The organism is Billgrantia tianxiuensis (assembly GCF_009834345.1).
Classification (GTDB): Bacteria; Pseudomonadota; Gammaproteobacteria; order Pseudomonadales; family Halomonadaceae; genus Halomonas; species Halomonas tianxiuensis.
Map to the genome: position 1 here is coordinate 1,252,551 of NZ_CP035042.1, position 23,031 is coordinate 1,275,581.

Annotated in this window: 16 protein-coding genes and 2 pseudogenes; 11 read left to right on the top strand and 7 right to left on the bottom strand. The window is 60.4% G+C overall.

What is annotated here, in order from left to right; genetic code table 11:
- Positions 1–96: 96 nt before the first annotated feature.
- From EKK97_RS05950 to EKK97_RS05960, 3 genes are all read left to right on the top strand, one after another.
- Positions 97–3,315: a type I restriction endonuclease subunit R gene (locus tag EKK97_RS05950; protein ID WP_159550230.1), complete on the top strand. Its 3,219-nt coding sequence runs from the start codon at positions 97–99 to the stop codon at positions 3,313–3,315.
- A gap of 100 nt (positions 3,316–3,415) precedes the next feature.
- The gene (locus tag EKK97_RS05955) at positions 3,416–5,263 is read left to right on the top strand and encodes an ATP-dependent nuclease (RefSeq protein WP_159550233.1); all 1,848 of its coding nucleotides are present in this window, start codon (positions 3,416–3,418) and stop codon (positions 5,261–5,263) included.
- Positions 5,263–7,110, top strand: a complete 1,848-nt coding sequence (locus EKK97_RS05960; RefSeq protein WP_159550236.1) for an ATP-dependent helicase — start codon at positions 5,263–5,265, stop codon at positions 7,108–7,110. Before EKK97_RS05955 ends, EKK97_RS05960 begins: the two co-directional genes overlap by 1 nt.
- A gap of 832 nt (positions 7,111–7,942) precedes the next feature.
- Here the strand turns inward: EKK97_RS05960 and EKK97_RS05965 are convergent.
- The 4 genes and pseudogenes from EKK97_RS05965 to EKK97_RS05980 form a co-directional block, all read right to left on the bottom strand.
- Positions 7,943–9,387 (bottom strand): annotated as a pseudogene (locus EKK97_RS05965) (aldehyde dehydrogenase family protein).
- On the bottom strand, positions 9,384–11,015 hold the full coding sequence (locus EKK97_RS05970) for a 5-guanidino-2-oxopentanoate decarboxylase (RefSeq protein ID WP_159550239.1): 1,632 nt from the start codon (positions 11,013–11,015) through the stop codon (positions 9,384–9,386). Before EKK97_RS05970 ends, EKK97_RS05965 begins: the two are co-directional and overlap by 4 nt.
- 35 nt (positions 11,016–11,050) lie before the next feature.
- Positions 11,051–12,667 (bottom strand): amidohydrolase, encoded by a 1,617-nt coding sequence (locus EKK97_RS05975; protein WP_201297017.1) that lies wholly within the window; start codon positions 12,665–12,667, stop codon positions 11,051–11,053.
- A gap of 225 nt (positions 12,668–12,892) precedes the next feature.
- Complete coding sequence (locus tag EKK97_RS05980; protein ID WP_159550242.1) at positions 12,893–13,774, bottom strand: LysR substrate-binding domain-containing protein; 882 nt, start codon at positions 13,772–13,774, stop codon at positions 12,893–12,895.
- A 136-nt stretch (positions 13,775–13,910) separates the two neighbouring features.
- Between EKK97_RS05980 and EKK97_RS05985 the strand changes: the two genes are divergently transcribed.
- The 8 genes from EKK97_RS05985 to EKK97_RS06015 are packed head-to-tail and all read left to right on the top strand — an operon-like array spanning position 13,911 to position 19,931.
- Positions 13,911–15,515, top strand: coding sequence for a zinc-binding metallopeptidase family protein (locus EKK97_RS05985; RefSeq protein WP_159550245.1), 1,605 nt, complete (start codon positions 13,911–13,913; stop codon positions 15,513–15,515).
- Between the two features lie 32 nt (positions 15,516–15,547).
- On the top strand, positions 15,548–16,594 hold the full coding sequence (gene dctP, locus EKK97_RS05990) for a TRAP transporter substrate-binding protein DctP (RefSeq protein WP_159550248.1): 1,047 nt from the start codon (positions 15,548–15,550) through the stop codon (positions 16,592–16,594).
- A gap of 14 nt (positions 16,595–16,608) precedes the next feature.
- Complete coding sequence (locus tag EKK97_RS05995; RefSeq protein ID WP_159550251.1) at positions 16,609–17,178, top strand: TRAP transporter small permease subunit; 570 nt, start codon at positions 16,609–16,611, stop codon at positions 17,176–17,178.
- The gene (locus tag EKK97_RS06000; protein WP_159550254.1) at positions 17,165–18,487 is read left to right on the top strand and encodes a TRAP transporter large permease; all 1,323 of its coding nucleotides are present in this window, start codon (positions 17,165–17,167) and stop codon (positions 18,485–18,487) included. Before EKK97_RS05995 ends, EKK97_RS06000 begins: the two co-directional genes overlap by 14 nt.
- Positions 18,488–18,495: 8 nt before the next feature.
- On the top strand, positions 18,496–18,645 hold the full coding sequence (locus EKK97_RS25315; protein ID WP_276574602.1) for a cupin domain-containing protein: 150 nt from the start codon (positions 18,496–18,498) through the stop codon (positions 18,643–18,645).
- On the top strand, positions 18,645–18,803 hold the full coding sequence (locus tag EKK97_RS25320; RefSeq protein ID WP_276574601.1) for a cupin domain-containing protein: 159 nt from the start codon (positions 18,645–18,647) through the stop codon (positions 18,801–18,803). The genes EKK97_RS25315 and EKK97_RS25320 overlap by 1 nt, the downstream gene beginning before the upstream one ends.
- A gap of 1 nt (position 18,804) precedes the next feature.
- Positions 18,805–18,978: a hypothetical protein gene (locus EKK97_RS06010; RefSeq protein ID WP_422673330.1), complete on the top strand. Its 174-nt coding sequence runs from the start codon at positions 18,805–18,807 to the stop codon at positions 18,976–18,978.
- A complete protein-coding gene (locus tag EKK97_RS06015; protein WP_159550257.1) occupies positions 18,975–19,931 on the top strand; it encodes a CobW family GTP-binding protein in 957 nt (318 codons plus the stop codon). Before EKK97_RS06010 ends, EKK97_RS06015 begins: the two co-directional genes overlap by 4 nt.
- Positions 19,932–20,121: 190 nt before the next feature.
- Here the strand turns inward: EKK97_RS06015 and EKK97_RS06020 are convergent, their stop codons facing one another.
- The 3 genes and pseudogenes from EKK97_RS06020 to EKK97_RS06030 all read right to left on the bottom strand — a co-directional run bounded on the left by EKK97_RS06020 (position 20,122) and on the right by EKK97_RS06030 (position 23,023).
- Positions 20,122–21,153: a 2,5-dihydroxypyridine 5,6-dioxygenase NicX family protein gene (locus EKK97_RS06020; RefSeq protein ID WP_026038257.1), complete on the bottom strand. Its 1,032-nt coding sequence runs from the start codon at positions 21,151–21,153 to the stop codon at positions 20,122–20,124.
- A 163-nt stretch (positions 21,154–21,316) separates the two neighbouring features.
- Positions 21,317–22,842 (bottom strand): annotated as a pseudogene (locus EKK97_RS06025) (sodium:solute symporter family protein).
- On the bottom strand, positions 22,835–23,023 hold the full coding sequence (locus tag EKK97_RS06030) for a hypothetical protein (protein ID WP_010629567.1): 189 nt from the start codon (positions 23,021–23,023) through the stop codon (positions 22,835–22,837). Before EKK97_RS06030 ends, EKK97_RS06025 begins: the two are co-directional and overlap by 8 nt.
- Between the last annotated feature and the right edge of the window lie 8 nt (positions 23,024–23,031).

Below are 23,031 nucleotides of genomic sequence, written 5' to 3' on the forward strand. Positions count from 1 at the left end.
CGCCCTCTGTGGAATGTCTCAGCCTAAGTAGGCTTCTCCTCCTAACCCTAAAGCGCTAGGCTGTTACGTATAATTACGCCAGGCGCAGGGGATCACATGGCGGACAGCAGGGAAGGCCAATTCCAGCAGGACATCATCAAGGCCATGGTGGCCGGCGGCTGGAAGACTGGCACTGCCAGCGGCTACGACCGTACTTCGGCACTCTACACCGAGGACCTGCTCGGCTATGTGCGCGAGGCCTGGCCCGAGTGCTGGGAGAAGTTCTGCAAGGCCAACCCTCAGGCCCCCGAGCAGGTATTCGTGCAGAAGGTGGTTCGCGAGTTGGAGCGGGCCGGCATCCTGGAGGTGCTGCGCCATGGCTTCAAGGTGCCGGGGGTGAAGTTCGACCTTTGCAGCTTCCAGCCGGATCACGACATGAACCCCGATTCCCTGGCCCGCTATCGCGCCAACCGACTGCGGGTGGTACCGGAGGTCTCCTATTCGCCTCACGCCAGGGAGCAGGGCAAGGGCGGCGAGAGCACCGGCCAAAACTACAATCCCCGCCTCGACCTGGTGCTGTTCGTTAACGGCATCCCCACCGCCACTCTGGAGCTCAAGAGCCAGTTCAAGCAGACGGTGGAAAACGCCAAGCGACAATATCGCCAGGACCGCCCCATCAAGGACCCCATCACCCGCAAGCCGGAGCCGCTGCTGACTTTCAATCGCGGCGCCCTGGTCCACTTCGCAGTGAGCCAGGACGAGGTGGCCATGACCACCAAGCTGGCCGGCAAGGATACATACTTTCTGCCCTTCAACCGCGGCACCGAGGAGGGCGGGGCTGGCAACCCGCCCGCACCGGACGAGCAGAGCTACGCCACCGCCTACCTGTGGGAGGAGGTGTTCGCCCCGGACGCCTGGCTGAAGGTGCTCGGCCGCTTCCTGCATCTGGATCAGAAGACCGTCGAGGACTTCCACGGCCGTCGCACCACCAAGGAGACGCTGATCTTCCCGCGCTATCATCAGTGGGAAGTGGTCAATCGCCTGGTGCAGGCCACCCTGGCCGAGGGGCCCGGGCGCCGCTACCTGGTGCAGCACAGCGCCGGCTCGGGCAAGTCCAACTCCATCGCCTGGTGCGCCCATCAGCTGGCCAATCTTTACGGCGATGACGGCAAGAAGCTCTTCAATTCGGTGATCGTGGTCACCGACCGTACGGTGCTCGACAGCCAGCTGCAGGACACCATCTATCAGTTCGAGCACGCCCACGGCGTGGTGAGGCCCATCACCCGAGACATCGGCAACCAAAGCAAGTCCGAGCAGCTCGCCGAGGCCCTAGCCAGCAACACCCGTATCATCATCGTCACCATCCAGACCTTCCCGGCGCTCTTCGACGCCTTGGATAAGCGGCCCCAGCTCGCCGAAGGTAACTATGCAGTGATCGCCGACGAGGCCCACTCCTCACAAACCGGCAGCTCAGCCAGCAAGCTCAAGGCGCTGCTGGCGGCCGCGGGAGAGATCACAGAGGGCGATGACGACGAGATCAGTGCGGAGGCCATGCTGGACGCTGCCGTGGCCTCACGGCGCCCCAGCGAGCGGATCAGCTACTACGCCTTCACCGCCACCCCTAAGGCCAAGACCCTGGAGCTGTTCGGTCGTCCGTCGGATCCCGATCTGCCGGCCTGCGCCGACAACAAGCCCGAGCCGTTCCATCTCTACTCCATGCGCCAGGCCATCGAGGAGGGCTTCATCCTCGATGTGCTCAAGAACTACGTCACCTACAGCACCGCCTGGAAGCTCGCCCACCCGGATGGCGAGGACCAGGAGGTCGATACCAAGAAGGCCTCGCGCACCCTGGCCAAGTGGGTGCGGCTGCACCCCTATAACATCGCCCAGCGGGTGGAGGTGATCGTCGAGCACTACCGCGACAACGTTCGTCACCTGCTCGACGGCCAGGCCAAGGCCATGGTGGTCACCGCCAGCCGCCAGGAGGCGGTGCGCTATCAGCTGGCCATGCAGGGCTACATCAAAAACAAGGGCTACGGCGACGTGCATCCGATGGTCGCCTTCTCCGGCAGCGTGCCGCCCGATGAGGAGATCCCCGAGGAGGTCACCGAGACCAGCCAGCGGCTCAATCCCGGGCTCAAGGGGCGCGGCCTGGCCGAGGCGTTCGATACCGATGACTTCAACGTAATGATCGCCGCCAACAAGTTCCAGACCGGCTTCGACCAGCCCAAGCTGTGCGCCATGTACGTGGACAAGAAGCTACGTGATGTGGACTGCGTGCAGACCCTCTCGCGGCTCAACCGGCTGTTCCCCGGTAAGCAGACCTTCATCCTCGACTTCTACAACGACGAGCAGGAGATCCTCGACGCCTTCGCGCCCTACTACCGCAAGGCAGAGCTGGCCGATGTCTCCGATCCCAACGTCGTCTACGACCTGCAGCGCACCCTGGACGCCAGCGGCATCTATCACTGGCCCGAGGTGGAAGCCTTCGCCAAGGCCTTCTTTGACCCCAAGGCGCCGGCCTCCAGCCTCAGCTACTACTGCCGTCCGGCTCAGGACCGCTTCAAGCAGCGCTATCAGCTAGCCCTAGAGCAACTTCAGGTCTGGAAGGAGGCTCGCCAGACCGCCGAAAAGAATGGCGACGACAAGGGCCTGAAGCGCGCCGAGCAGGAGCTTAAGGAGGCCGGCACCACCCGCGACAAGCTCGACCTGTTCCGCAAGAACCTGCAGAGCTTCGTGCGTACCTACGAGTTTCTCAGCCAGATCGTCACTTTCGACGACCCCGAGCTGGAGCAGCTCTGCGTCTTCGCCCGCCATCTCCACCCGCTGCTGCGCACCGATCGGTTGCTGGAAGAGGAGGCCATCGATGTTAGCGAGCTGGAGCTGACCCACTACCGACTCACCAAGCGTGAGGAGAAGCGCCTGCGCCTGGAAGAGGCCGAGGGCGACTACGGTCTCACCCCGGTCAGCGAAGTCGGCTCAGGCAAGCCCCACGATCCCGAGAAGCAGCGCCTGGCCGACATCATCGACCGTCTTAACGACCTATACGGCGCTGAGGTCAGCGACGACGACAAGCTGCACTTCGCCAATGGCATTGCTGATCGTATCGAGCGCGACGAAGCGGTGATGGCCCAAGTCCGCAACCACAGCGCAGACCAGGTGATGCACGGCCTCTTCCCCAAGCGAGTCACTGATGCCGTGCTCGACGCCATGAGTGACCACGAGAAGCTCAGCATGCCGCTGTTGGAGGACGAAGAGACGGGTAGGCAGTTTGCTCTGTTAATACTGAAATTGCTGGCGGGGAGGAACAGGGGGGATTTACAACCAAGCATCTGATTTCTTAACTGTGGCTTATTGAAAAGTTTTCTCGATTTTTGCTTGGGAGGCCCTCTGAGATGGATGACAATGGTTCAGTAGCAGCAGGGAGTGCATCAAGATGACCATCTATGGAGCCGAAAGTGGAATTGCTATCGTCGCCGCGCGCGTGTGTGATTTCCGCTCACTCGCCAATATCGAGGTTGAACTCAATAACCTGACCGTTCTCATCGGAGCTAATAATGCTGGTAAGACCAGCTTTCTCGATGCGCTCTTCGCAGCGATTGGGGCGGGGCGAAAGTCGCTTGGGGCGGACGATGTGCGTTTGGCTCCTGGCGAGTTGACGGCACCTAAAAGCCGCGAAGTGACCATCGACTTAATGCTTCGTCCGGTAGACGCTGACGGCAAGGTTTCGAGCACCTATCCGGAAGGCAGTTTCTGGACGAACCTTTGGGGAACTACAGGTATCGCTATTGACGACGATATCAGCGAATTCACAGGCATCCGAACGACGCTAAGATGGAGTGATGTCAGAGGCGAATACGTACTTGAGCGACGGTTTCTCAAGGAGTGGAAGGCGTTTGAGGATTGGAAGACTGCTGCCACCCAAGAGAGACCGGTCACCGGAGCGCAGCTTGAGCCACTCGCACTCCATTATATCGATGCGAAGCGCGACCTTGACGAGGATTTGCGAAAGCCTGGCTCCTTCTGGAGGCGACTCACCGAAGACCTGGGTCTTTCTGTCGACGAGATTGAAGAGATGGAAAAGACTCTATCAGGTATCAACGAGCGGATAGTCAACAAGAGTGCAATCCTAAAGCACCTCAGGGAGAGCCTCTCTGGATTGCAATCAGTGGTCGCCTCCGATGGTGGAGGGGTTGAGGTCGCTGCAGTCGCTCGCAAGCTTCGCGACCTCTCAAAAGGAGTGGATGTAGCATTCAATACTCCCGGCGCTCAGTCATTCCCGCTCGCTAGGCATGGGATGGGTACTCGCAGTCTTGCAGCTCTCATGGTGTTCAGAGCCTACGCTTCTTGGCGTAACAAACAAGCCACGGAGGGTGGGGATAGTATTCATTCGGTATTAGCACTCGAAGAGCCTGAAGCGCATTTGCATCCTCAGGCCCAGCGGTCTCTGTTCTCACACATCAAGCACGTGGCGGGCCAGCGCATCGTAAGCACCCATTCGCCTTATTTCACCGGCCAGGCGGCGCTTGAAGACCTCCGGCTATTCTTCAAGTCAAAAGGAGATACTGTCGTCAATAAGCTGGATACCAGTACACTCGGTCCTAATGACGTCCGCAAGCTTCAAAATACGGTCATCGATACACGTGGAGATATACTGTTTTCGCGGGGTGTGGTGTTGTTCGAGGGGCAAACCGAAGAACAAGCCTTGCCGGTCTACGCTTCGAAATATTGGGGTGCGACCATTCACGAACTCGGTTTCTGTTTTGTTCGCGTAAACGGAACCGACTACTTTCCGTTCATTTGGCTGGCTAAGGCTCTTACGATACCTTGGTACGTGTTTGCTGATGGCGAACCCCGCCCAGTCGGTGATTTAAACCGAGCTCTGGTTAGGGCTGGCGAGAAAGAATCGGGAGAATGCACCAATGTGGTCGTTTTGCCTTCGGGAAATGGTTTTGAAGCTCAGTTGATCGACGAAGGTTACCTCTCCGAGATTGAGAGGGTGATTGATGAGGTTGAGAAACAAGAAAATTACCTTGGCGACTATATTGAAAGGCTCGATAGAACCAAGAAAAAGAAAGGAAAAATTCGCGACTACAAGAGCGAAGGCGGGCGTGCCCGTGCTGCGCTAGACTATACAGAAGAGAACAAGACAAGGATTGCACGCCCTTTGGCCGAAGTAATTTGCAGTCTCCCTGATTCGGATCGACGATTTCCTGCGAATATTAAAAACCTGCTTGAAATAATCAGTGAATGCCACGAGTTATCGAAGTCGGAGGATGAGTAATGGAAGATGGATTTAAATGGCGGCTTTCCGACGAGCAGCTCAGTGTTGCCACTCATGTTGATGGACCACTTCTTGTGGTTGCGGGGCCGGGTTCTGGTAAGACGCGAGTACTTACTGAACGTATTCGGAACTTGCTGACAAACGTTCCGGGACACTTTCGGGTGCTAGCTTTAACGTTCACGAACAAGGCCGCAGCCGAAATGAAAGAGCGCCTAGCGGACCTAGGTGATGTGCGGGAGCGTGCTTTCATTGGGACCCTGCATGGATTCTGCCTTGAGGTGCTCTCCGAGCGTGGTAAGTTCGTCGGGCTTGAGGGAGCACCAAACATTTTTGAGCAGGCAAAAGACCGTCAGGAAGTGCTTGAAAAAGCGATCACAGAAGACCCGTTCCTTTCTGAGAAGCTCGCGGATATTACTGATTCAAAAGAGCGTAAGAGGCGTGTGGGGAAATGGTTGTCCGCAATATCTTACGTTAAATCACATCCTGTGACCTGTGCAGTAATCGAAGACGAAGAGGTGCAGCGAGTCCTGGATGCTTATAATGCGGGCATGCAGGCATGCAACGCATTCGACTTTGACGACCTTCTTCTGCTCACGTATAAACTGTTTATCGATAATCCGAAGGTTGGTGACATCTATCGGCGTCTATATAAGTTTATTTGTCTTGACGAAGCTCAGGATATGAACGAAGCTCAGTACGCAGTTATTGCTGCGCTTTGTTCTGGGTCTCATCGTAACGTGATGATGGTAGGTGATCCGCGTCAGTCAATCTACGGATTTAACACTTCTAGCCCCGAGTATATGGAGCGTTTTGGTCAAGATTTCCGCGCTAAGAGAGTCCAACTTATGGCTAACTACCGATCCTCGCGAGCGGTAGTGAATTTCGCACAAACTCTTGACCCCAACTACATGGTGGACCAGCAACTACCTATACCCGGCTGTGTTCGAGTTCTGCGGGGTGCTGACGAGAAGAACGAGGCAGTGCAGATTGCAGACGAACTTGAGCGGCTGTTTCTGGAAGGGCATCCGGATGTGGAAGGTGGCATAGAGCCTGGTAAGTGCGCAATACTGGGTAGGACACGCTTCGCGTTACTCAATATTGAGGCGGAACTTAAGAAACGAGGTATCACTTTCTACAAGCGGCTTTCGGCTAACCATGAAAATGAGTCAGAAGTCGTTGATGATTTTCTCATTGCGTTGCGTGTAATGGCCAATCCGCGGGACCTCCTGCATTTGTCTGCCCTAGCTAAGCGCTGGAAGGTGGGCACACCGGATACATCCGACGACTTTCTTACAACGATCCGGTTGATGGCCTCAGAGGCAGATGAGTCACGGGTAGGAGCTGTCGTTAATAGCATCGCCGCGGTGGCGAAGAAGCTGTCGCGCCTCGATCTCATGCCAGCGCTAACTGTACTCGAAGAACACGCTGACGCACTTGATGAAGCGGATCGGCTTGCGATATATGAGGATGTGGCAGTGTTGCGGCAAGAGTGGGATCAGTTCCTTCGTTCAGCGACAGGTACCAGGAGTCTCCCTGCATTCCTCAGTGGTAAAGCGCTCGGCGCGGTTCAGAAGACATCGCGCGAGGGCGTTGCGCTATTGACTGTGCATTCGTCAAAGGGATTGGAGTTCGATGTCGTTTTTATGGCGGGTATGGCAGAAGGCATGTTTCCCGACTATCGTGCTACGGGAGCCAAGGAACGGGCCGAAGAAAATCGCAACGCTTTCGTAGCTGCTACGCGTGCGAAGAGGCTACTATACCTGACTTACCCCATGTCGAGGGTTATGCCATGGGGTGATATCCGGCGCCAAGCGCCTTCGCGCTTTCTGACGGGCGCTCCGGACTAGGTCTTGGCAGAAAGAGTAATGAAGTGCACAGGCTTTATCGGAGTTCCTTTGAATCAGGTTGCCTTCCGAATCTGCCATTTGGTATTGGTGATAAAACGCTTCTGCCCATGGCTTTGGCTGTACCTGTAACTTCTTTGTCACGCTGTGGATGCGCTTTAATTTTTCGTGACCCTAATTTTTTCTCGAATGTCTGGCTCAAAAGTATCTGGGCGGCTGAGGTGAGTACAATACTAGCTTTAGCTTAATTTTTTATGGCTAGCGAACCGAGGTGCTGCATGGAATACATAGCTTTGTCTATCTCGACTAGAATTATCTATGATCAGGAAACATTGACCATACTTGGAACGAGAATCATGTGCCTAGTTGATGTAAAGCCTTTGGTGCTCCAGAATATCATCGCTGATGACTCTGAAGTCTTTGAACTGGCTCGACGCTGCATCGTTGATTAGCTGGCCAAGATCGATACCCCACCGGCACACACACCAGCTTCGTATGCTATCCTCAAATTTCGCTAACCTACTAATCCTAAAGAACTGTACCTTTCGCTCAATTACGGTTGCTTTACCTTGAGTATCAGTAGCATATTAATTTAAAAGCGAACCCATAATCCCTTAGTCGCCGGTTCGAGTTCAGCTGGCCCACCATAGGCGGCTCCGGCACTGGTCGGCTGAGCAAGCTGCATGCTATTCCTTCACCCAGGCCACTACTTCATCTCGCTCGCGTCACGTAACGCGCCCATGCCCGGCGAGCCGTGCTCCCTTGGCAGCCGGGAGAGCCTCACTCGAGATGAGGCTCCCGGCCTTGCTTATCCTTCATAAAGGCGTCGTGTGGCTCAGCTAGGCCCTACCAGATGCTTCACCTCCAAAAAGGCGGCCAGGCCCCAAGGCCCCAGCTCCCGACCGATGCCACTGCGCTTGAAGCCGCCCCAGCCGGTCTGGGGTAGCACCAGCTGTTCGCTGTTATACCAGATGCTGCCGGCCTTGAGCTGGCGGCCGATGCGCCGGGCTCGCTCTGGATCCCCGCTGATTACGGTGGCGGCGAGGCCGAAGTCGGTGTCGTTGGCGAGGGTGATGGCCTCTGCTTCGTCTGCCACGCTGCGGGCGCAGAGTACCGGGCCGAATATCTCCTCTCGCCATAGCCGGCTGGTCGTGGGGACGTCGCGGTAGAGCGTGGGTGCCAGGAAGTAGCCCCGCTCGGCAGGGTGCGGTGGCGTGCATCGCGCACCGCCACCAGCCGTTCACGCTCGGCGATGGCGAGGTAGGCCTGCACCGCGTCGCGCTGCCTTGCGCTGGTCAGCGGGCCCATGTCGCTACCCTCGGCCAACGGGTCGCCCAGCTCGAGGGCATCGATGCGCTGTGCCAGTGCCGCATAGAGCGGCTCCGCCACGTCCTGGTGAACCAACAGCCGCGATGTCGCCGAGCAGATCTGCCCCGCGTTGTAGTAGATGCCCGCCATCACCCAGTCCGCGGCCTGTTCGGGGTCGGCATCTTCCAGCACCAGCACGGGCGATTTTCCGCCGAGCTCCAGCGAGACTCTGGCGGTGCGGTCGGCCGCGGCATGCATCACCGCTTCGCCTACCCGGTTGCTGCCGGTAAAGGAGATCTTGTCGATATCGGGGTGGGCGCACAGCGGTATGCCGATACCCTGGCCGTCGCCGAAGAGCAGGTTGAACACTCCCGGCGGCAGTTCCACCTCGAGGGCGATCTCGGCGGGGGCACGCTCGGGCAGCGGCGTCACTTCCGAGGGCTTTAGCACCACGGTGCAGCCGGCAGCGAGTGCCGGGGCGACTTTCCAGGCGCTGGTCACCAGCGGGAAGTTCCACGGCGTGATGAGCCCGACGACGCCGACGGGGTCGTGATAGCAGCGCGCCTCGACGCCTTCCATGTCGAGTCGCACCTGCTCGCCCTGCCGGGCGTCCAGGGCGCGTGCTTGCCGGGCGTAGTAGCGATAGCAGGCGATGGCGTCGTCGAGGTCGATGTACGCTTCCGCCAGCACCTTGCCGTTATTGGTCGACGACACACGTGCCAGCTCATCCCGCCGGCGCGTCAGCGCCTCGGCGAATGCCTCGAGATACCGGCCGCGCTCGGCACCACTGAGTGCCTGCCAGGCGGGGAGGGCGCGCTTGGCCGCGTCCACGGCGGTATCCACGTCGCGCGGATGACCGGTCGTGACGTCGGCGATTCGCTCCTCCGTATAGGGATTGGTCACCGGCAGGCATTGCCCGCTGGCCGAGGCGACCCACTGATTGTCGATGAACTGCTGCGTCAGGGACGTCATGAAAGCTCCTTGGCCGAGGATGCATTGTCATGGCACCAGGCCATCCAGGCACTGGCGTCGATCTCGACGAGGAAAGGGCCGTCGGTCGGACGGCTCTCGAGCGCCCTGGCCAGCTCGGAAGGCGAGTCGACCCGCGTGGCCAGGCAGCCGAACCCGCTGGCGAGCGTGATGAAGTCGGGCGCCTGAATGTCGACGCCCAGGCGTTCGACGCCGTGATTGTCCATGTAGCGCCGAATCTCCTCGTAGCCGTGGTTGTGCCACAGCAGGATCACCACCGGCAGGCGGTATTCGACGGCGGTGGCCAGCTCCGAGAGGGTGAACATGACCCCGCCATCCCCGACCAGGGCAATTACCGGCAGCTGCGGCTGGCCGAGCTGGGCGCCCAGCGCCGCCGGCAGGCCGTACCCCAGCGTGCCGTAGCCGGTGGAGGCGTTGAAGAAGTGGCGCGGAGCCGGTAGCGCAAGCAAGTGGTTGGCGGCGTAGACCGGGGCCGTGGAGTCGCCTACCCAGATGGCCTCCGGCAGTACCTCGCGCAGCGTATCGCACAGCGGCACGAAGGGCGCCAGGGTAGGATCCTGGGCCAGGTTCAGGGCGTCGCGGGTGGTGCTGGCACGCGCGACGCCCTGCTTGTTCAGCGGGCTGGGGAAATGCTCGAGCAGGCCTTGCAACGCCTGGGCTGCATCGCCAACCAGGCCCAGCGACAAGGCTTGGTTGCGCACCAGCTGCTGGGCATCCAGGTCGATACGAATCAGCCGGCCGGTAAGGACGAAGCCGTCGTCGAAGACCACGTCGTAATCGGTCTCGCCCAGTTCGGTACCGATGGCCAGGATGACGTCGGCCTCGTGGGCCAGCCGGCGCACGGCCGGCAGCCCCGTATTGGCGCCCAGGTCGAGCGGGTGCGCATCGCCCAGCAGGCCCTTGGCGTTGATGGTGGTCGCCGTCGGTGCGTCCAGGCGGGTGACCAGTTCCCTGGCCGCCGCGGGTGCCTTGACGCAGCCACCACCGAGCAGCACCAGCGGGCGCTGGGCGTCACGCAGCCACTGCGCCGCCTGGGCCAGTCCGTCGGGGTCGGGTGCCGCTGGGTAGATTGTCGGTGCGTTCCACTTCCGCGGCGGGCTGACGGGTGCGTCGAAGAGGTCGATGGGAATCTCGATATGCACCGGCCCCGGCCGCTGGCCCTGGAAGACGGCGAAGGCCCGGGCCAGCACTTCGGGCAGACCGTCGGGGTCGAGCAGGGTATGGCTGAAGCGTGCCACGCCTGCCACCAGGTTGCGCTGGCTCTCCAGCTCGTGCAGTCGGCCCTGGCCACGGCCCAGGGTGTCCCGGCGGTTGACGCTGGAGATCACCAGCATGGGCACCGAGTCGGCCAGGGCCTGGCCCATGGCGGTGGCGATGTTGGTCATGCCGGGCCCGGTGATGATCAGGCAGACGCCGGGCCGGCCCGTCGCCCGGGCGTAGCCGTCGGCCATGAAGCCGGCGCCTTGCTCGTGGCGCGGCGTGACGTGGCGCACACCGCTCGCCTCGAGCCCGCGGTAGAGCTCCACGGTATGCACCCCGGGGATGCCGAACAGCGTATCGACACCGTAGCGATCGCGCAGCAGGCGAATGAGTAGTTCAGCACAGGTCATATCATGACTCCGTAAAGCGGCGTTGACGTGGCGTGTCACGAGGCCAGCGCAGGCGGCTGGCCGTGCCAGGTGGCCTCCAGATCGAAATCGATCAGCGTGCGGTCGCGGTCGTAGACCGGTTGGCCCTGCAGGAAGCTCATCTCGACCTGGGTACGATGCAGGTTGCCGCGTACCTCGCGCGAGAAGGGATCATGGTCGAGCACGATGAGATCGGCCGACTTGCCCACTTCGAGCGAGCCGGTTTCATGCTCCAGGCCCATGGCATAGGCGCCGTTGAGTGTGGCGACACGGAGTGCCTCTTCCAGGCTAATGGGCGTGCCGAAACGCTCCTCGCCCGGCTCCCAGGGGTTCTGGCGTGTCACGAGGGTCTCCAGGGCCAGCCAGGGGTCGATGGAGGCGACCGGGAAATCGGTGCCAAAGACCGCCACGCCGCCGGCGTCCAGCACGCCGCGGAGGTTGTAAGCACGCGACAGGCGCTCCGGCCCATAGCCGGCCCGGGCCCCCGAGGTGAAGCGCGAGGGATACCAGGCTGCCGGGGAGAACTCGGCGATGACATCCAGCTCGGCGAAGCGGGCGAGGTTGGCGTCGTGCAGGATGGTGCTGTGGGCGCATTGATGACGTACGCCGCTGGGTCCGTTGATGCGACGGGTAGTTGCCACCGCATCCAGGAACAGGTCGGAGGCTCCGTCGCCGGTGCAGTGGGCAATGACCCGAATGCCGCGGCGGTCCATGTCGACCAGCATGTCGCGCAGGTGCTCGGGGGTGAGATTGATCTTGCCGCGCCAGTCGTCGCCGCTCTCCCACGGTGTGAGCAAAAAGGAGGAGCGCGGCTCCACGGTGCCGTCGAAGTGGAACTTGACGGCATTGGCGCTCAGGCGACTGCTGGCGTAATAGTGGCGTTCGCCGCACAGCAGCTCCCAGCGCCGCTTGACCGGGAAGATGTCGTCCTGCCAGCTGATGGCCGCCTCCACGCGCAGGCTGAGCTTGCCGGCATCGTCGAGCTGCTTGAGGGCGTCCAGCCGCTGCTCGCACACGTGCACGTACTTGGTCGCCGTGACGCCGCGGCTGGTCTGGAAGTGCAGGCCCTCCTGATAGGCCTTGCGCAGCACCTCCACCGGCGTGGGGGGCATGGCGGCGTGGATCATGGCATAGGCGCCATCGATCATCAGGCCAGTGGGCTCGCCGGTCAGCGGGTCGCGCTCCATGTACCCATTGCGCGGGTCCGAAGTGTGGCGGTCGATACCGGCCAGGGCCAGCGCCTTGCTGTTGACCATCATGGTGCCCCACATGCGGTCGAGGATGGCCACGGGGCGGTCGGGCATGAAGCTGTCCAGCCATTCCCGGCCTGGCGTCAGGCCGGCCTGGCGGAAGGTGTAGCGCACGAAATAGGCGCCATGGATCCAGCCGTCGCCGGGATGGTGGGCGGCATAGTCGAGAATGGCCTGCTTGACCTGCTCGGGGGTAGGGTCCTCGATGCCGATCTTGAGCGAATCGTCGTATTTGGCGGCCAGCCCCAGGTCCGGGTGGGTATGCATATCGTGCAGGCCGGGCATGACGAAGCGACCGCCCAGCGGGATCACGCGGGTATCGGGGCCGATCCACTCGTGCATGGCGCTGTCGTCTCCCACGGCGCACAGCCGACCGCCGACCATGGCCAGCGCCTCGGCCCAGGGGCGCGCGGGATCGAGCGTATAGATCTTCCCCCTTGCAGCACGATATCGGCATGGCGAGGGGCGGGCGCATGGCTGGAGCGCCAGGGATCGAACATGGCAATCACCTCTAATTGTTGTGCAAGATTCACCTTAAACCAGTGAAAAAGGCCATGAGGTGTTAATTTCTTGCGCCTGAGGTGAACGTTCTTGCCGCTTCAATCCAGTTCAACTGGACACGGCAGAAGCGCCGAGCAAGCTCTCCAACAGCTTCTTCATCCAGTCGCTGAAGGCCTGCACGTTGGGGTCTTCCAGCCGGCTATGCGGCGTGACCAGATAGTAGGCCCGATCGCTGGGGATCTTCTCGCCGAAGGGGCGAACCAACTGGCCGTGACGCAGGCTGTCGCCACATACCACGTCGTCGCCAATGGCGATTCCCTGGCCGGACAGGGCCGCCTGCAGCACCAGCAGGATGTTCGAGAAGTACAGCCCCGATTCCACCTTGATCTGGTGCTTGCCGCCACAGGCTGCCAGCCACAGTTGCCAGTCGTGGGCATCGTGCAGGTGCAGCAGGGTGGCGCGATCCAGGTCGCGAGGGTGGGTGATATCGAGTTCGTTCAGCAGTGTCGGGCTGCACACGGGGTGGTACATCGGCTGTGCCAGCAGCTCGGCATGATGATCGGTGTGAACGCCGTCGCTGAACACCACGAAGAGATCGAAGTTGGGTTGATTGATCGTCTCGTCTTCGCGGTTGGTGCTCAGATGAAGGCGAATGGTCGGATAGGCACGGTAGAAGTCGTTGATGTGACGGCTGATGACGCTGGCGGCGAAGCCGGGCGGCATGCACACGTGCACGTGACCGTTGTACTCCTGGTCCGGCAGGTTGGCGTGGATTCGCTCGAGGTTCTGGAGCACCTCACGTACCTCACCGGCATAGAGCTGTCCCGCCGGGGTCAGGATCACCCCACGTCCGCGACGCTCGTAAAGGCGGAGGTTGAGCTGGCTTTCCAGCAGCCGCAGCTGGTGGCTGATGGCGCTGCGGGTAAGGCTGAGGTAATCGGCGGCGTCGGTCAGGCTGCCAAGTCTTGCCAGGGCCTCGAAAGCGCGCAAGGCCTGCAGCGAGGGGAGATGGTTCGCTTTTTGTTGAGCCATTTTGACCAATTAGATGATTATTTTTGACTTTTGATGAGTTGAGTTTGCTCTATAGTGGATTCCAAAGCAATAACACTCCCCGAGAGGAGCCTGAATGACCACGCAGACTCAACGTGATGCTCTCACCCGGCGCGTCGAAGCGCTGATGCCCAAGCTTTCCGAGTGGAACCAGACCATCTGGCACTACGCCGAAACCGCCTGGCGGGAATACCGCTCGGCGCGCTTCTATGTCGACCTGCTGCGCGAGCATGGCTTCGAGGTGGAAGAGGGGTCGGGCGGCATGCCCACGGCCTTCTGCGCCACCTGGAGCAACGGCGAAGGTCCCACGCTCGGCGGCTACGCCGAGTACGATGCGGTGCCGGGCAATTGCCAGGCGGCCGATGTGGTGAAACGCCCCCGCGACAACCTGAGCCCCTGGGCCGGTGGCCACACCGACCCACACTCCGCGCTGGGCATGGGGTCGCTGGGAGGCTTTCTGGCCATGCAGGCCATGATGAAGGAGCAGGGCATCGGCGGTACGCTGAAATTCTTCGGTGAGCCGGCCGAGAAGGTACGCGGTTCGAAGCCGATCCATGCGGCGCGTGGCTATTACGACGACCTGGATGCGGCGATCAGCTTCCATCCCTTCTATATGCTGCCTTTGTGCAATACCACGCGCTGGGACACTCACTGTGGCGCCGCCTACGGGGTGATCTATACCTTCCTGTGCGACAGCCCCGAGACTTGGATGACCCGCGGTAGCCATTCGCCCATCGCGGCGTCCCATGCCAGCGCTCGCGCCCCCGGCGCCAATGACGCCGTCACCCAGATGTACCTCAACGCCAAGGCTCTGCGAGAGCACGTGCTGGCCAGCGGCCTGAACTGGTCGATGAACGAGGCGATCCTGAACGCCGGCCAAGCCACCGCCGACAACCTGGCGGCGCAAATGTCCCAGATCCAGTACTTCATTCGCGTCTCGTCAGTGGAGCAGGCGGAGCACGTGGTCAGGGGGCTCGACCATATCGCCGAATCCGTGGCCAAGCTGACCCACTGCCGGGTCGAGCGCCACTGGGTCGCCAAGTCGCGCCCCGGGCTGCCGAACCATGCCCTGGCTGAGCTGACCTACGCCAACCTCGAGCGGGTCGGCGCGCCGCGGTTGGGCGACGAGGCCATTGAGCTGGCCCGCCGGATCCAGGCCAACCTGGGCATGACGCCGATGGAGAAACCCTTCCTGGCCGATATCGAGACCCTGCGCAAGCCGCAGGACGCGGAGCGTGAGCTGCGCCAGATACTCCCGCCCAATCAGACCCACTTCACCTCCGACGACTACACCGAGTACAGCTGGCATGCGCCGACCGTGCGCCTCTACATCGGACGCCCGGCGCTGGCGCCCCGCGACGATGGCGGTGCCTACCCGGATTGGGTAATGAACGCCTTGGGCGGGTTGGCGCCGTGCATCGACCCCATGATCGAGACGGCGGCGAAGACGGTGGGGCTGACATTGCTCGACCTGTTCCAGCATCCGGAGGCGTTGAGCGCGGCGCAGGCCGAGTTCGAAAAGCGCACCGGTGGCGGCATTGGCGGGGACCAGTGGCTGGCTCCGCTATGCGACTACGAACCGCCGATTCATTTCCGCTGGCCTGAATACATCACCACGCCACGTGGTGAAAACGACTGGGTGATTCCGGCACCCAATGAGTGCTCCCAGGCACCCCGGTAGGCTTGACGCTTTCCACTCAGCAGGAGAACACCATGGATAACAATAAATTCACCATTCGCCCCGTTGCCACTTCCGTCAAGGTCGGCCTGGCTTGCCTGGCCCTGGCGGGAAGTGCCTTGGCCTTTCCGGTCACCGCGATAGCCCAGGACGGCGAGGTCATCGAGATTCGCATGCAGCGGTACACCGGTACCGAAGAAGACGAGATTTTCCAGCGCTTGCAGAACATGCTGGCCGAAGCCAGCGATGGCCGAATCAAGCTGAACATCTTCCGTGGCGGCGAGCTGGTGCCCAATGACCAGATGTTCGCCGCACTGCGCAGCGGCACCCTGCAGGCCATCTACGGCTACGGCGGCTACTGGGGAGGGCAGATGGATACCGCCGTGCTCGAATCTGGCATTCCCATGGCCTGGACTGATCTCGACGAAGCCAAGGAGCTGTGGAACGAGCGTGGCCTCGGTGAACTGCTGGCCGAAAACTATGCCGAGCAGGGCGTGCATTACACCGTGCCGGTGTTCGGCGGCAAGTTCGATCTGCTCACCAAGGAGCCGGTCGAATCCCTGGCTGACCTGAGCGAGCTCAAGATCCGCGCGACCCCGTCCGTCTCGGCGGTGCTCAACCACTTCGACATTCCTACCGTCTACATTCCGCCGCAGGAGTTCTACATCGCGCTGAGTACCAACGCCATCGACGGCCTGATCTATGGCGGCCCCTATGACTACTCGGTGCTCAAGCTCAATGAGGTGGCCACCAGCTACACCGAAATGAACATGCTTTATCCGGGCTTCGTCGACAACGTGCTGGTCAACCAGAACGTCTGGAACCGCATGCCGGAGGACCTCCAGGAGACGTTCATGGAAGTCACCGCCGAGTGGGCCGACTACCGTCACCAGAAGTTCGTCGAGTGGAACGAGGAGGCGGCCCACCTGTTCGAGATTACCACCCTGCCCGAAAGCGACGTGGTGGCGATGACCGAGGCGGCCCAGGAAGTGTGGGATGCCGAGGCCGAGAAGTCGCCGCGTGCCGCCGAGGCCATCGAGATGATCCGCGACATGGCCCGTGACAAGGGTCGCCTTGAGTGACCGGGAGTCCAGCGATGCATCTGCTTCACGCCTGGATCCGCTGGCAGGACCGCCTGAGTGAGTGGCTCGGGCGGCTCGTTGCCTGGCTTGGTTTCGCCTTGGTTTGCATCCTGGTGTATGAGGTGGCGGCGCGGCAACTGCTGCGTTCGCCCACCAACTGGGCGCATGAGGCCTCGACCCTGACCTATGGCGTCTATGCCATTCTGGCCGGGGCCTACACCGAGAAGTGGCATGGCCATGTGCGGATCGATATCTTCTACCAGCGCCTCTCGACGAAGGGCAAGGCACTGGTTTCCTTCATCATCGGCGTGCTCACGCTGATTCTGCTGGCGCTGCTGCTGGAGAGCGCTTACGACTTCGCCATGCAGTCCGTGGCCATACAAGAGCGCTCCTTCCGCAGCACCTGGGCGCCGATTATCTGGCCGGTGAAAGTGATGATACCGGTGGCCGTACTGCTAATCATGCTGCAAATGCTGGCCAATACCCTGCGCCATCTCTGCACCCTGCTGGGGCATCCCCTGGAGACCGATCTCTCGACCGGTCAGGACACCGACAGCAGGGGAGATTCCCATGGTAAGCATTGACCCAATATTGCTGACGCTGCTGATGTTCGGGGCCATGCTGACCCTGATGTTCTTCGGGGTGCCGCTGGCCTGGACCCTGATGGGAGTGGGTGTCGGCTTCGGCTACTGGATCTGGGGGCCGGATAGCCTCGGCATCATGATGCCCTCGGTCTTTGGCCTGATGAACGAGTTCATTCTGGTCGCTCTGCCGCTGTTCATCCTGATGGGAATGATCCTTGAGCGATCGGGTATTGCCGATGATCTCTTCGAAATGATCTACAAGATCATGGGCGGGATACGCGGCGGACTGGGTATGGGAACCGTGGTTATCTGTGCCTTGATTGCCGCCATGGTGGGCATTACCGGTGCCGCTACCGTCAGTCTGGGGCTGATAGCGTTGCCTGCGATGCTCAAACGTGGCTACAGCAAACAGCTCTCGGCAGGTGCCATCATGGCCGGTGGCGCGCTGGGCTTTCTGATTCCGCCCTCGCTGGTCATGATCCTCTACGCCTTCCTGACCCGTGAGTCGGTGGGCAAGCTGTTTGCCGCAGGGGTCATGCCAGGCTTGATGCTGGCCGGCATTTATATGCTCTACATTGGCATTCGCTGTTACCGCAACCCGACGCTGGGGCCGCCCATCGAGGCCTCCGAGCGGATTGGCTTCTGGCAGAAGGTCGTGGCGTTGAAGGCCATGATCCTGCCCGGCGCCCTCATTGCCGTGGTGCTCGGGACCATGGCGGTCGGCGTCGCCTCGCCAACCGAGGCCTCGGCCCTGGGTGCCTGTGGTGCCATGCTCTGCGCCCTGGCCCACGGCAAGCTCAACGTCACCATGCTCAACAGTGCGCTGTTCAGCACCGCGCGCATCATGGGCATGCTGATGTGGATCATGATCGGCGCGGTGATTTTCTCGAAGATCTACATCGCCCTGGGGGCCGGACAGGCGATCGTGGGCCAGATCATGGCCGCCGAACTGAGCCCCTACCTTGTGCTCAGCGTGATTCTGCTCAGCTACCTGGTGCTGGGCATGTTCCTTGACGACTCGGCCATCCTGTTCATTACCGTGCCGCTCTATGTGCCGATCATCAAGGCGCTGGGCTTCGACCCGATCTGGTTCGCCACGCTGTTCGTGCTGGCGATGCAGAGCGCCTACCTGACACCGCCCTTCGGCTACAACCTGTTCTACATGCGCTCGGTGGCGCCTCCCGAGGTGACGACCGGCGACTTGTATCGTTCGGTGGTGCCGTTCCTGGCCATGCAGATACTCGGCATCGTGCTGCTGGTGATGTTCCCGCAGATCGCCCTGTGGCTGCCCGAGCTCATCTTCGATTAGGAGGTTTCATGAGCCACCAACCATTACCGGCCGAACCGACACGGCAACTCGAGGATGACAAGGTCATCGTGACGCGCTGGGACTTTGCTCCTGGCGCGGAGACCGGCTGGCATCGCCATCTCCATGACTACATCGTGATACCGCTGGTAGATGGGTGATGCGCCTGCATACCGCCGAGGGTTGCCACGATAGCGAGGTCAAGGCCGGCGCTACCTACCGCCGCCAGGCCGGCGTCGAGCACAACGTCATCAATGCGGGTGAGGGGCATTTTGCCTTCGTCGAGATTGAACTCAAGGCGAGCCGGGAGGAGAAGTAACATGGCAACGTTCAACCAGCCGCTGGGTGGCAATGAGATGCCCCGATTCGGCGGGCCCGCGACCATGATGCGCTTGCCAGCCCATGACAGTGCAAAGGGGCTCGATGTGGCCTTTATCGGGGTGCCGACTGCTGTACGAGATGCTCTGCGTGCTGCCTGGCGTCCTGCGTCGTGATTGAAGTGCGCACGCAGGACATGACCGCCGAGCTTGGTGTCACCGTGGTGGCCGGTTTTCTGGGGGCGGGCAAGACCACCTTGGTGAATCACCTGCTGCAGCATGCCGACGGTCGTCGGCTCGGGGTCATGGTCAACGACTTTGGCGCGCTCAATATCGACGAGGCGCTGGTCGACGAGCGTCGCGACGACCTGATCACCCTGAGCAATGGCTGCGTGTGCTGCAGTCTGCAGGGTGAACTCTCCGCTTCCATCGAATCGATGATCAAGCGACGCGGAGGTCAGCTCGACCATCTGCTGATCGAGTGCAGCGGGGTGTCGGATCCGGAGCGGGTGGTGAATGTCCTGCACTACCCGCGCATTCGGGCCAGGGCCCGGCTGGAGGCCGTCATCACCCTGGTCGATGCAGCACTCGATCATGCCGACCTGAGCCCGGCCCTGCGGCACCTGGTGGCCTCCCAGGTCGACAATGCCGACCTGGTGGTAATCAATAAGGTCGATCTGGTGGACGAGCAGGACATCGCCCGGCTCGAGCAGGCCGTCCTGCTACCTGGCTCCCGTCACGTGAGAACTACTCAGGCAGCACTGCCGGCGGATTTCGTCTTCTGGCCGGCATCGAGCGAGGCGCCGACGTTTCGCCGCGTGCGGTCTGCACCCTCTCCGACGACGAGCATCGAAGCCCTGGGGCTCGAGACGCTTAGCTGGAAGCGCGAGGGGGCCGTGGACATGAATGCGCTAAGTGCTCTGCTGCATGACATGCCCAGGCAGATTCTGCGCTTCAAGGGAGTTGTTCGCCTGGATGACGGTCGCGTGCTGGCGCTGCAGCGTGCGGCTGGGCGATTGACCAGCCGGGAGCTGGAGCACTGGACGACAGACGAGAGCCAACTGGTCTTTATCGGCGAGGACTCGCCGTCGCTCTGGGAGTGGCTGACTCAACGACTGGATAGGTTGTAATCTGGAGCGGATGGCGGCTCACTCGAGAAGCATCATCACCACGCCGTAAGACGCCACGCCCTGGCCCTTCTTGGATACCCGCAGTTCTAATTCGTACTGCTGATTGTAGCGGGCCTCCCAACGTTCAGTTGGGCCAGTCTACTGGATGAAGTAAAACGCCCCAGGTTAAGTTGACCTGGGGCTTTAAATTCTATTTTTGCTGAATTGCAATGTCCTTGTCTACAATGTCGCCATTGATCAATACGGGGTTGCCGTCTAGGAAAAGAGAGCAGTTTCTCATCGGTATGTCCAAGTGGCAGGCGGTATCATTTGTTCCGCCAAGCTCATTGTTGGGACCAGTTGAGAACATGACATTCCCATAAAAGCTTCTGGGTTCCATGCCCATGCCGCCAGGAAATTCTCCTGGAACCATTCGATGCCATTTGGCATCTCGGTTCATTCCCCATCCGACGTGACTCATGCCAAAGCCACGTTCATCCCCGAAGCTTGCCATGTAGGATTTTACAATTTCCGCTTCTAATCCACCTTGGATGTTAGTGATCCATCCTTTTTCTATAGTGTATGTAATGGGCTCTCTAACATAAATGTTCTGTGGTAACAGAATGTCGCCCGGTGCTACGACTATAGTGCCATCCACCCCATCATCATCACCACCTGTGAATACAAAGCCAGAAGGCCAATGGTCCCATCGGCCCGGTTCGTCAGTGCAGGCGTACTCTGTGACGGTAGGGTATGTGTTTAGTTTGTATGTAACATCCGTGCCATGAGCCGAGGTGATATGCATCACCTTTGCTTTTGAAAGAAGCTCGCCGGCTATTTCGACCTTCTCCTTTAGCTCTTGGTTGGGAAGCATTCTGGCCAGTAGTTCCGGAGGTTCTACGACAGTGAGTATGCGCGTTCCCGCTGCCTGTATGGCCATTTGTTCTGGTGAAAAAAGCAGGAAAATACAGTCTATTAGCATGTCGCAATTTTTGAGAGCTTCTACCGCGTCGGGCATGCTGGCTAGGCCAGTGGTGCCCACATTCCAGCCTCCTGTAGGTAGTGGGGAAGGTAAGCGCATATGATACATGCTAGCGCCTAATCGCTGGCCCGCCGCCATGAATGCGTCAGCATAATCGATTCTTTCATTACCTTGTGTTAGAACGATCACTTTTTCGCCTTCATGAACGCCCGACATTTTTAGCTGATGAAGACAAATTTCTGTAAAGCTCGCCTGATCCATGATGTTCTCCGCTTCAGGTAGGTGTTGAGGTTCAAGGCTTGGGATACGTCGTGCGAATCTGGCTTGAGTGAGAGTTGTGTTTTGGCATCCTTGGGAAGGGGGCAGTATTGCCCCTGTTGAGCGCTAATTACGCTATTGGTTTGTAGGTAATGTGACCGTGTCGCTATCGGATTTTACTCTGAAGCGATGGAGAAAATTCTGTCTCACTTTTCTTTGGCTTCAGTGACTTTTTAGCAAGCTCTTCTTTGATGGCTTCCATAAAACTATCGGCAGAAGATTGGCAAGGTTGGGTAGCAAGGCTTACGCCAACGAATAGCACGCTGGAGACGATGATCCCCCATACCCCAGCGGGGAGACCCAGGAAGGAGTTGCCGATGGCGTAGACGAACAGTACGAAGGCGCCAGTGCCCAGCACGCTCACCAGAGCGCCGGCGGCGGTGCCGCGTTTCCAGTAGAAGGCGCCGATGATCGCCGGCACCATCGCCACCAGTCCTGAAGAGGCGGCCACCGACAGCACCGCGATTAGATCGAGCTGTAGCTCGGCGAAGCCCAGTGACATCAGGGCGATCACAGGAATGACAATCTTGCCGACCAGCAACTGACGCTTCTCGCTGGCATCCGGTTTGACATTGGCATAGACGTCACGCGCCAGCATGGAAGAGAGGGTCAGCATGATCGAGTCGATGGTCGAGACCGCCGCGGCCATGATGCCGATCATTACGATGACGCCCAGCACTGGCGGCACGAATGCGGACGCCAGCAGCGATGGCGTTGCCAGGTCGGCGCGTTCCAGGCTAGGGAAGGCGGCCAGGGCCGAGAAGCCCCAGAGGACCGACACCAGGGTGTAGATGAAACCGAAGACCAGGAAGCCGATCAGCATCTGGCGCATGGAGCGCAGCGAGGAAGGCATGAACAGCCGCTGGCTGACCTGGGGATTGGATAGGCTGAAGAAGAACCAGGGGATGGTCAGGCCGAGGAAGGTGATGAAGCTGAACAGGCCGGGGCCCGGTACCGTCAGCGACTGAGGGTGTTCGGTGGCCAGGGTCTCGAACAATGCGGCGAAGCCGCCAAGGCCTTGGATGACCAGGAAGGCGACCAGGGTCGAGGCGACTATCATCATGATCGCCTGCAGCGAGTCGGTCCACATGACCGAGCGAATGCCTGCCACATAGGAGAAGAAGATCGCGATCGCCGTGGCCAGCATTACCCCGCTGGTGAAGGGAATGGCGCCGTTGGTGGTGCCTTGCAGCAGGTAGCCGACCCGGCCAGCTGCACTGCCGCATAGGGGATCAGGAAGACGCAGCTGGCGATCGACACCGCCATGGCGACCCGCTTGCTGTTGTAGCGGTGCCCCAGCATCTCGCTCGGGGTCACGAAGTTGAACTTCTTGCCCACGGCCCAGAACTTCGGCCCGAAGATGGCCACCAACGAGACACCCGCGAAGTAGATGATCTCGAAGCCCAGGGCGCCGACGCCACCAGCGTAGGTGAGTCCGGCGAGCCCCACCATCATGAAGGCACTGTAGGTCGTGGCACTATAGCTCAACGCCGACACGAAGCCGTTCATCTGCCGGTTACCCAGGAAGTAGCCCGACATGCTCTCCGACTTGCCTTGGCGCGACAGGATGGCGATGCCGATGGCAATCAAGAGATAGATGGCGATCGACCACCAGATTAGTGACTCAGTCATTGCCGTGCTCCTCGAAGTCCTTGGTGATGAAGAGGTTCAGAGCGATGACCACGAGACCGGCAATCGTCCAGAACAGGAAGCTGCCATACCATGCCTGCACATGGGTCAACAGCGTGTAGGGAACCAGGTAGCAGAGCAGGACCACTGCCCAGACCAGCCATATCCACTTGCTTCTTTTCATGATCAACC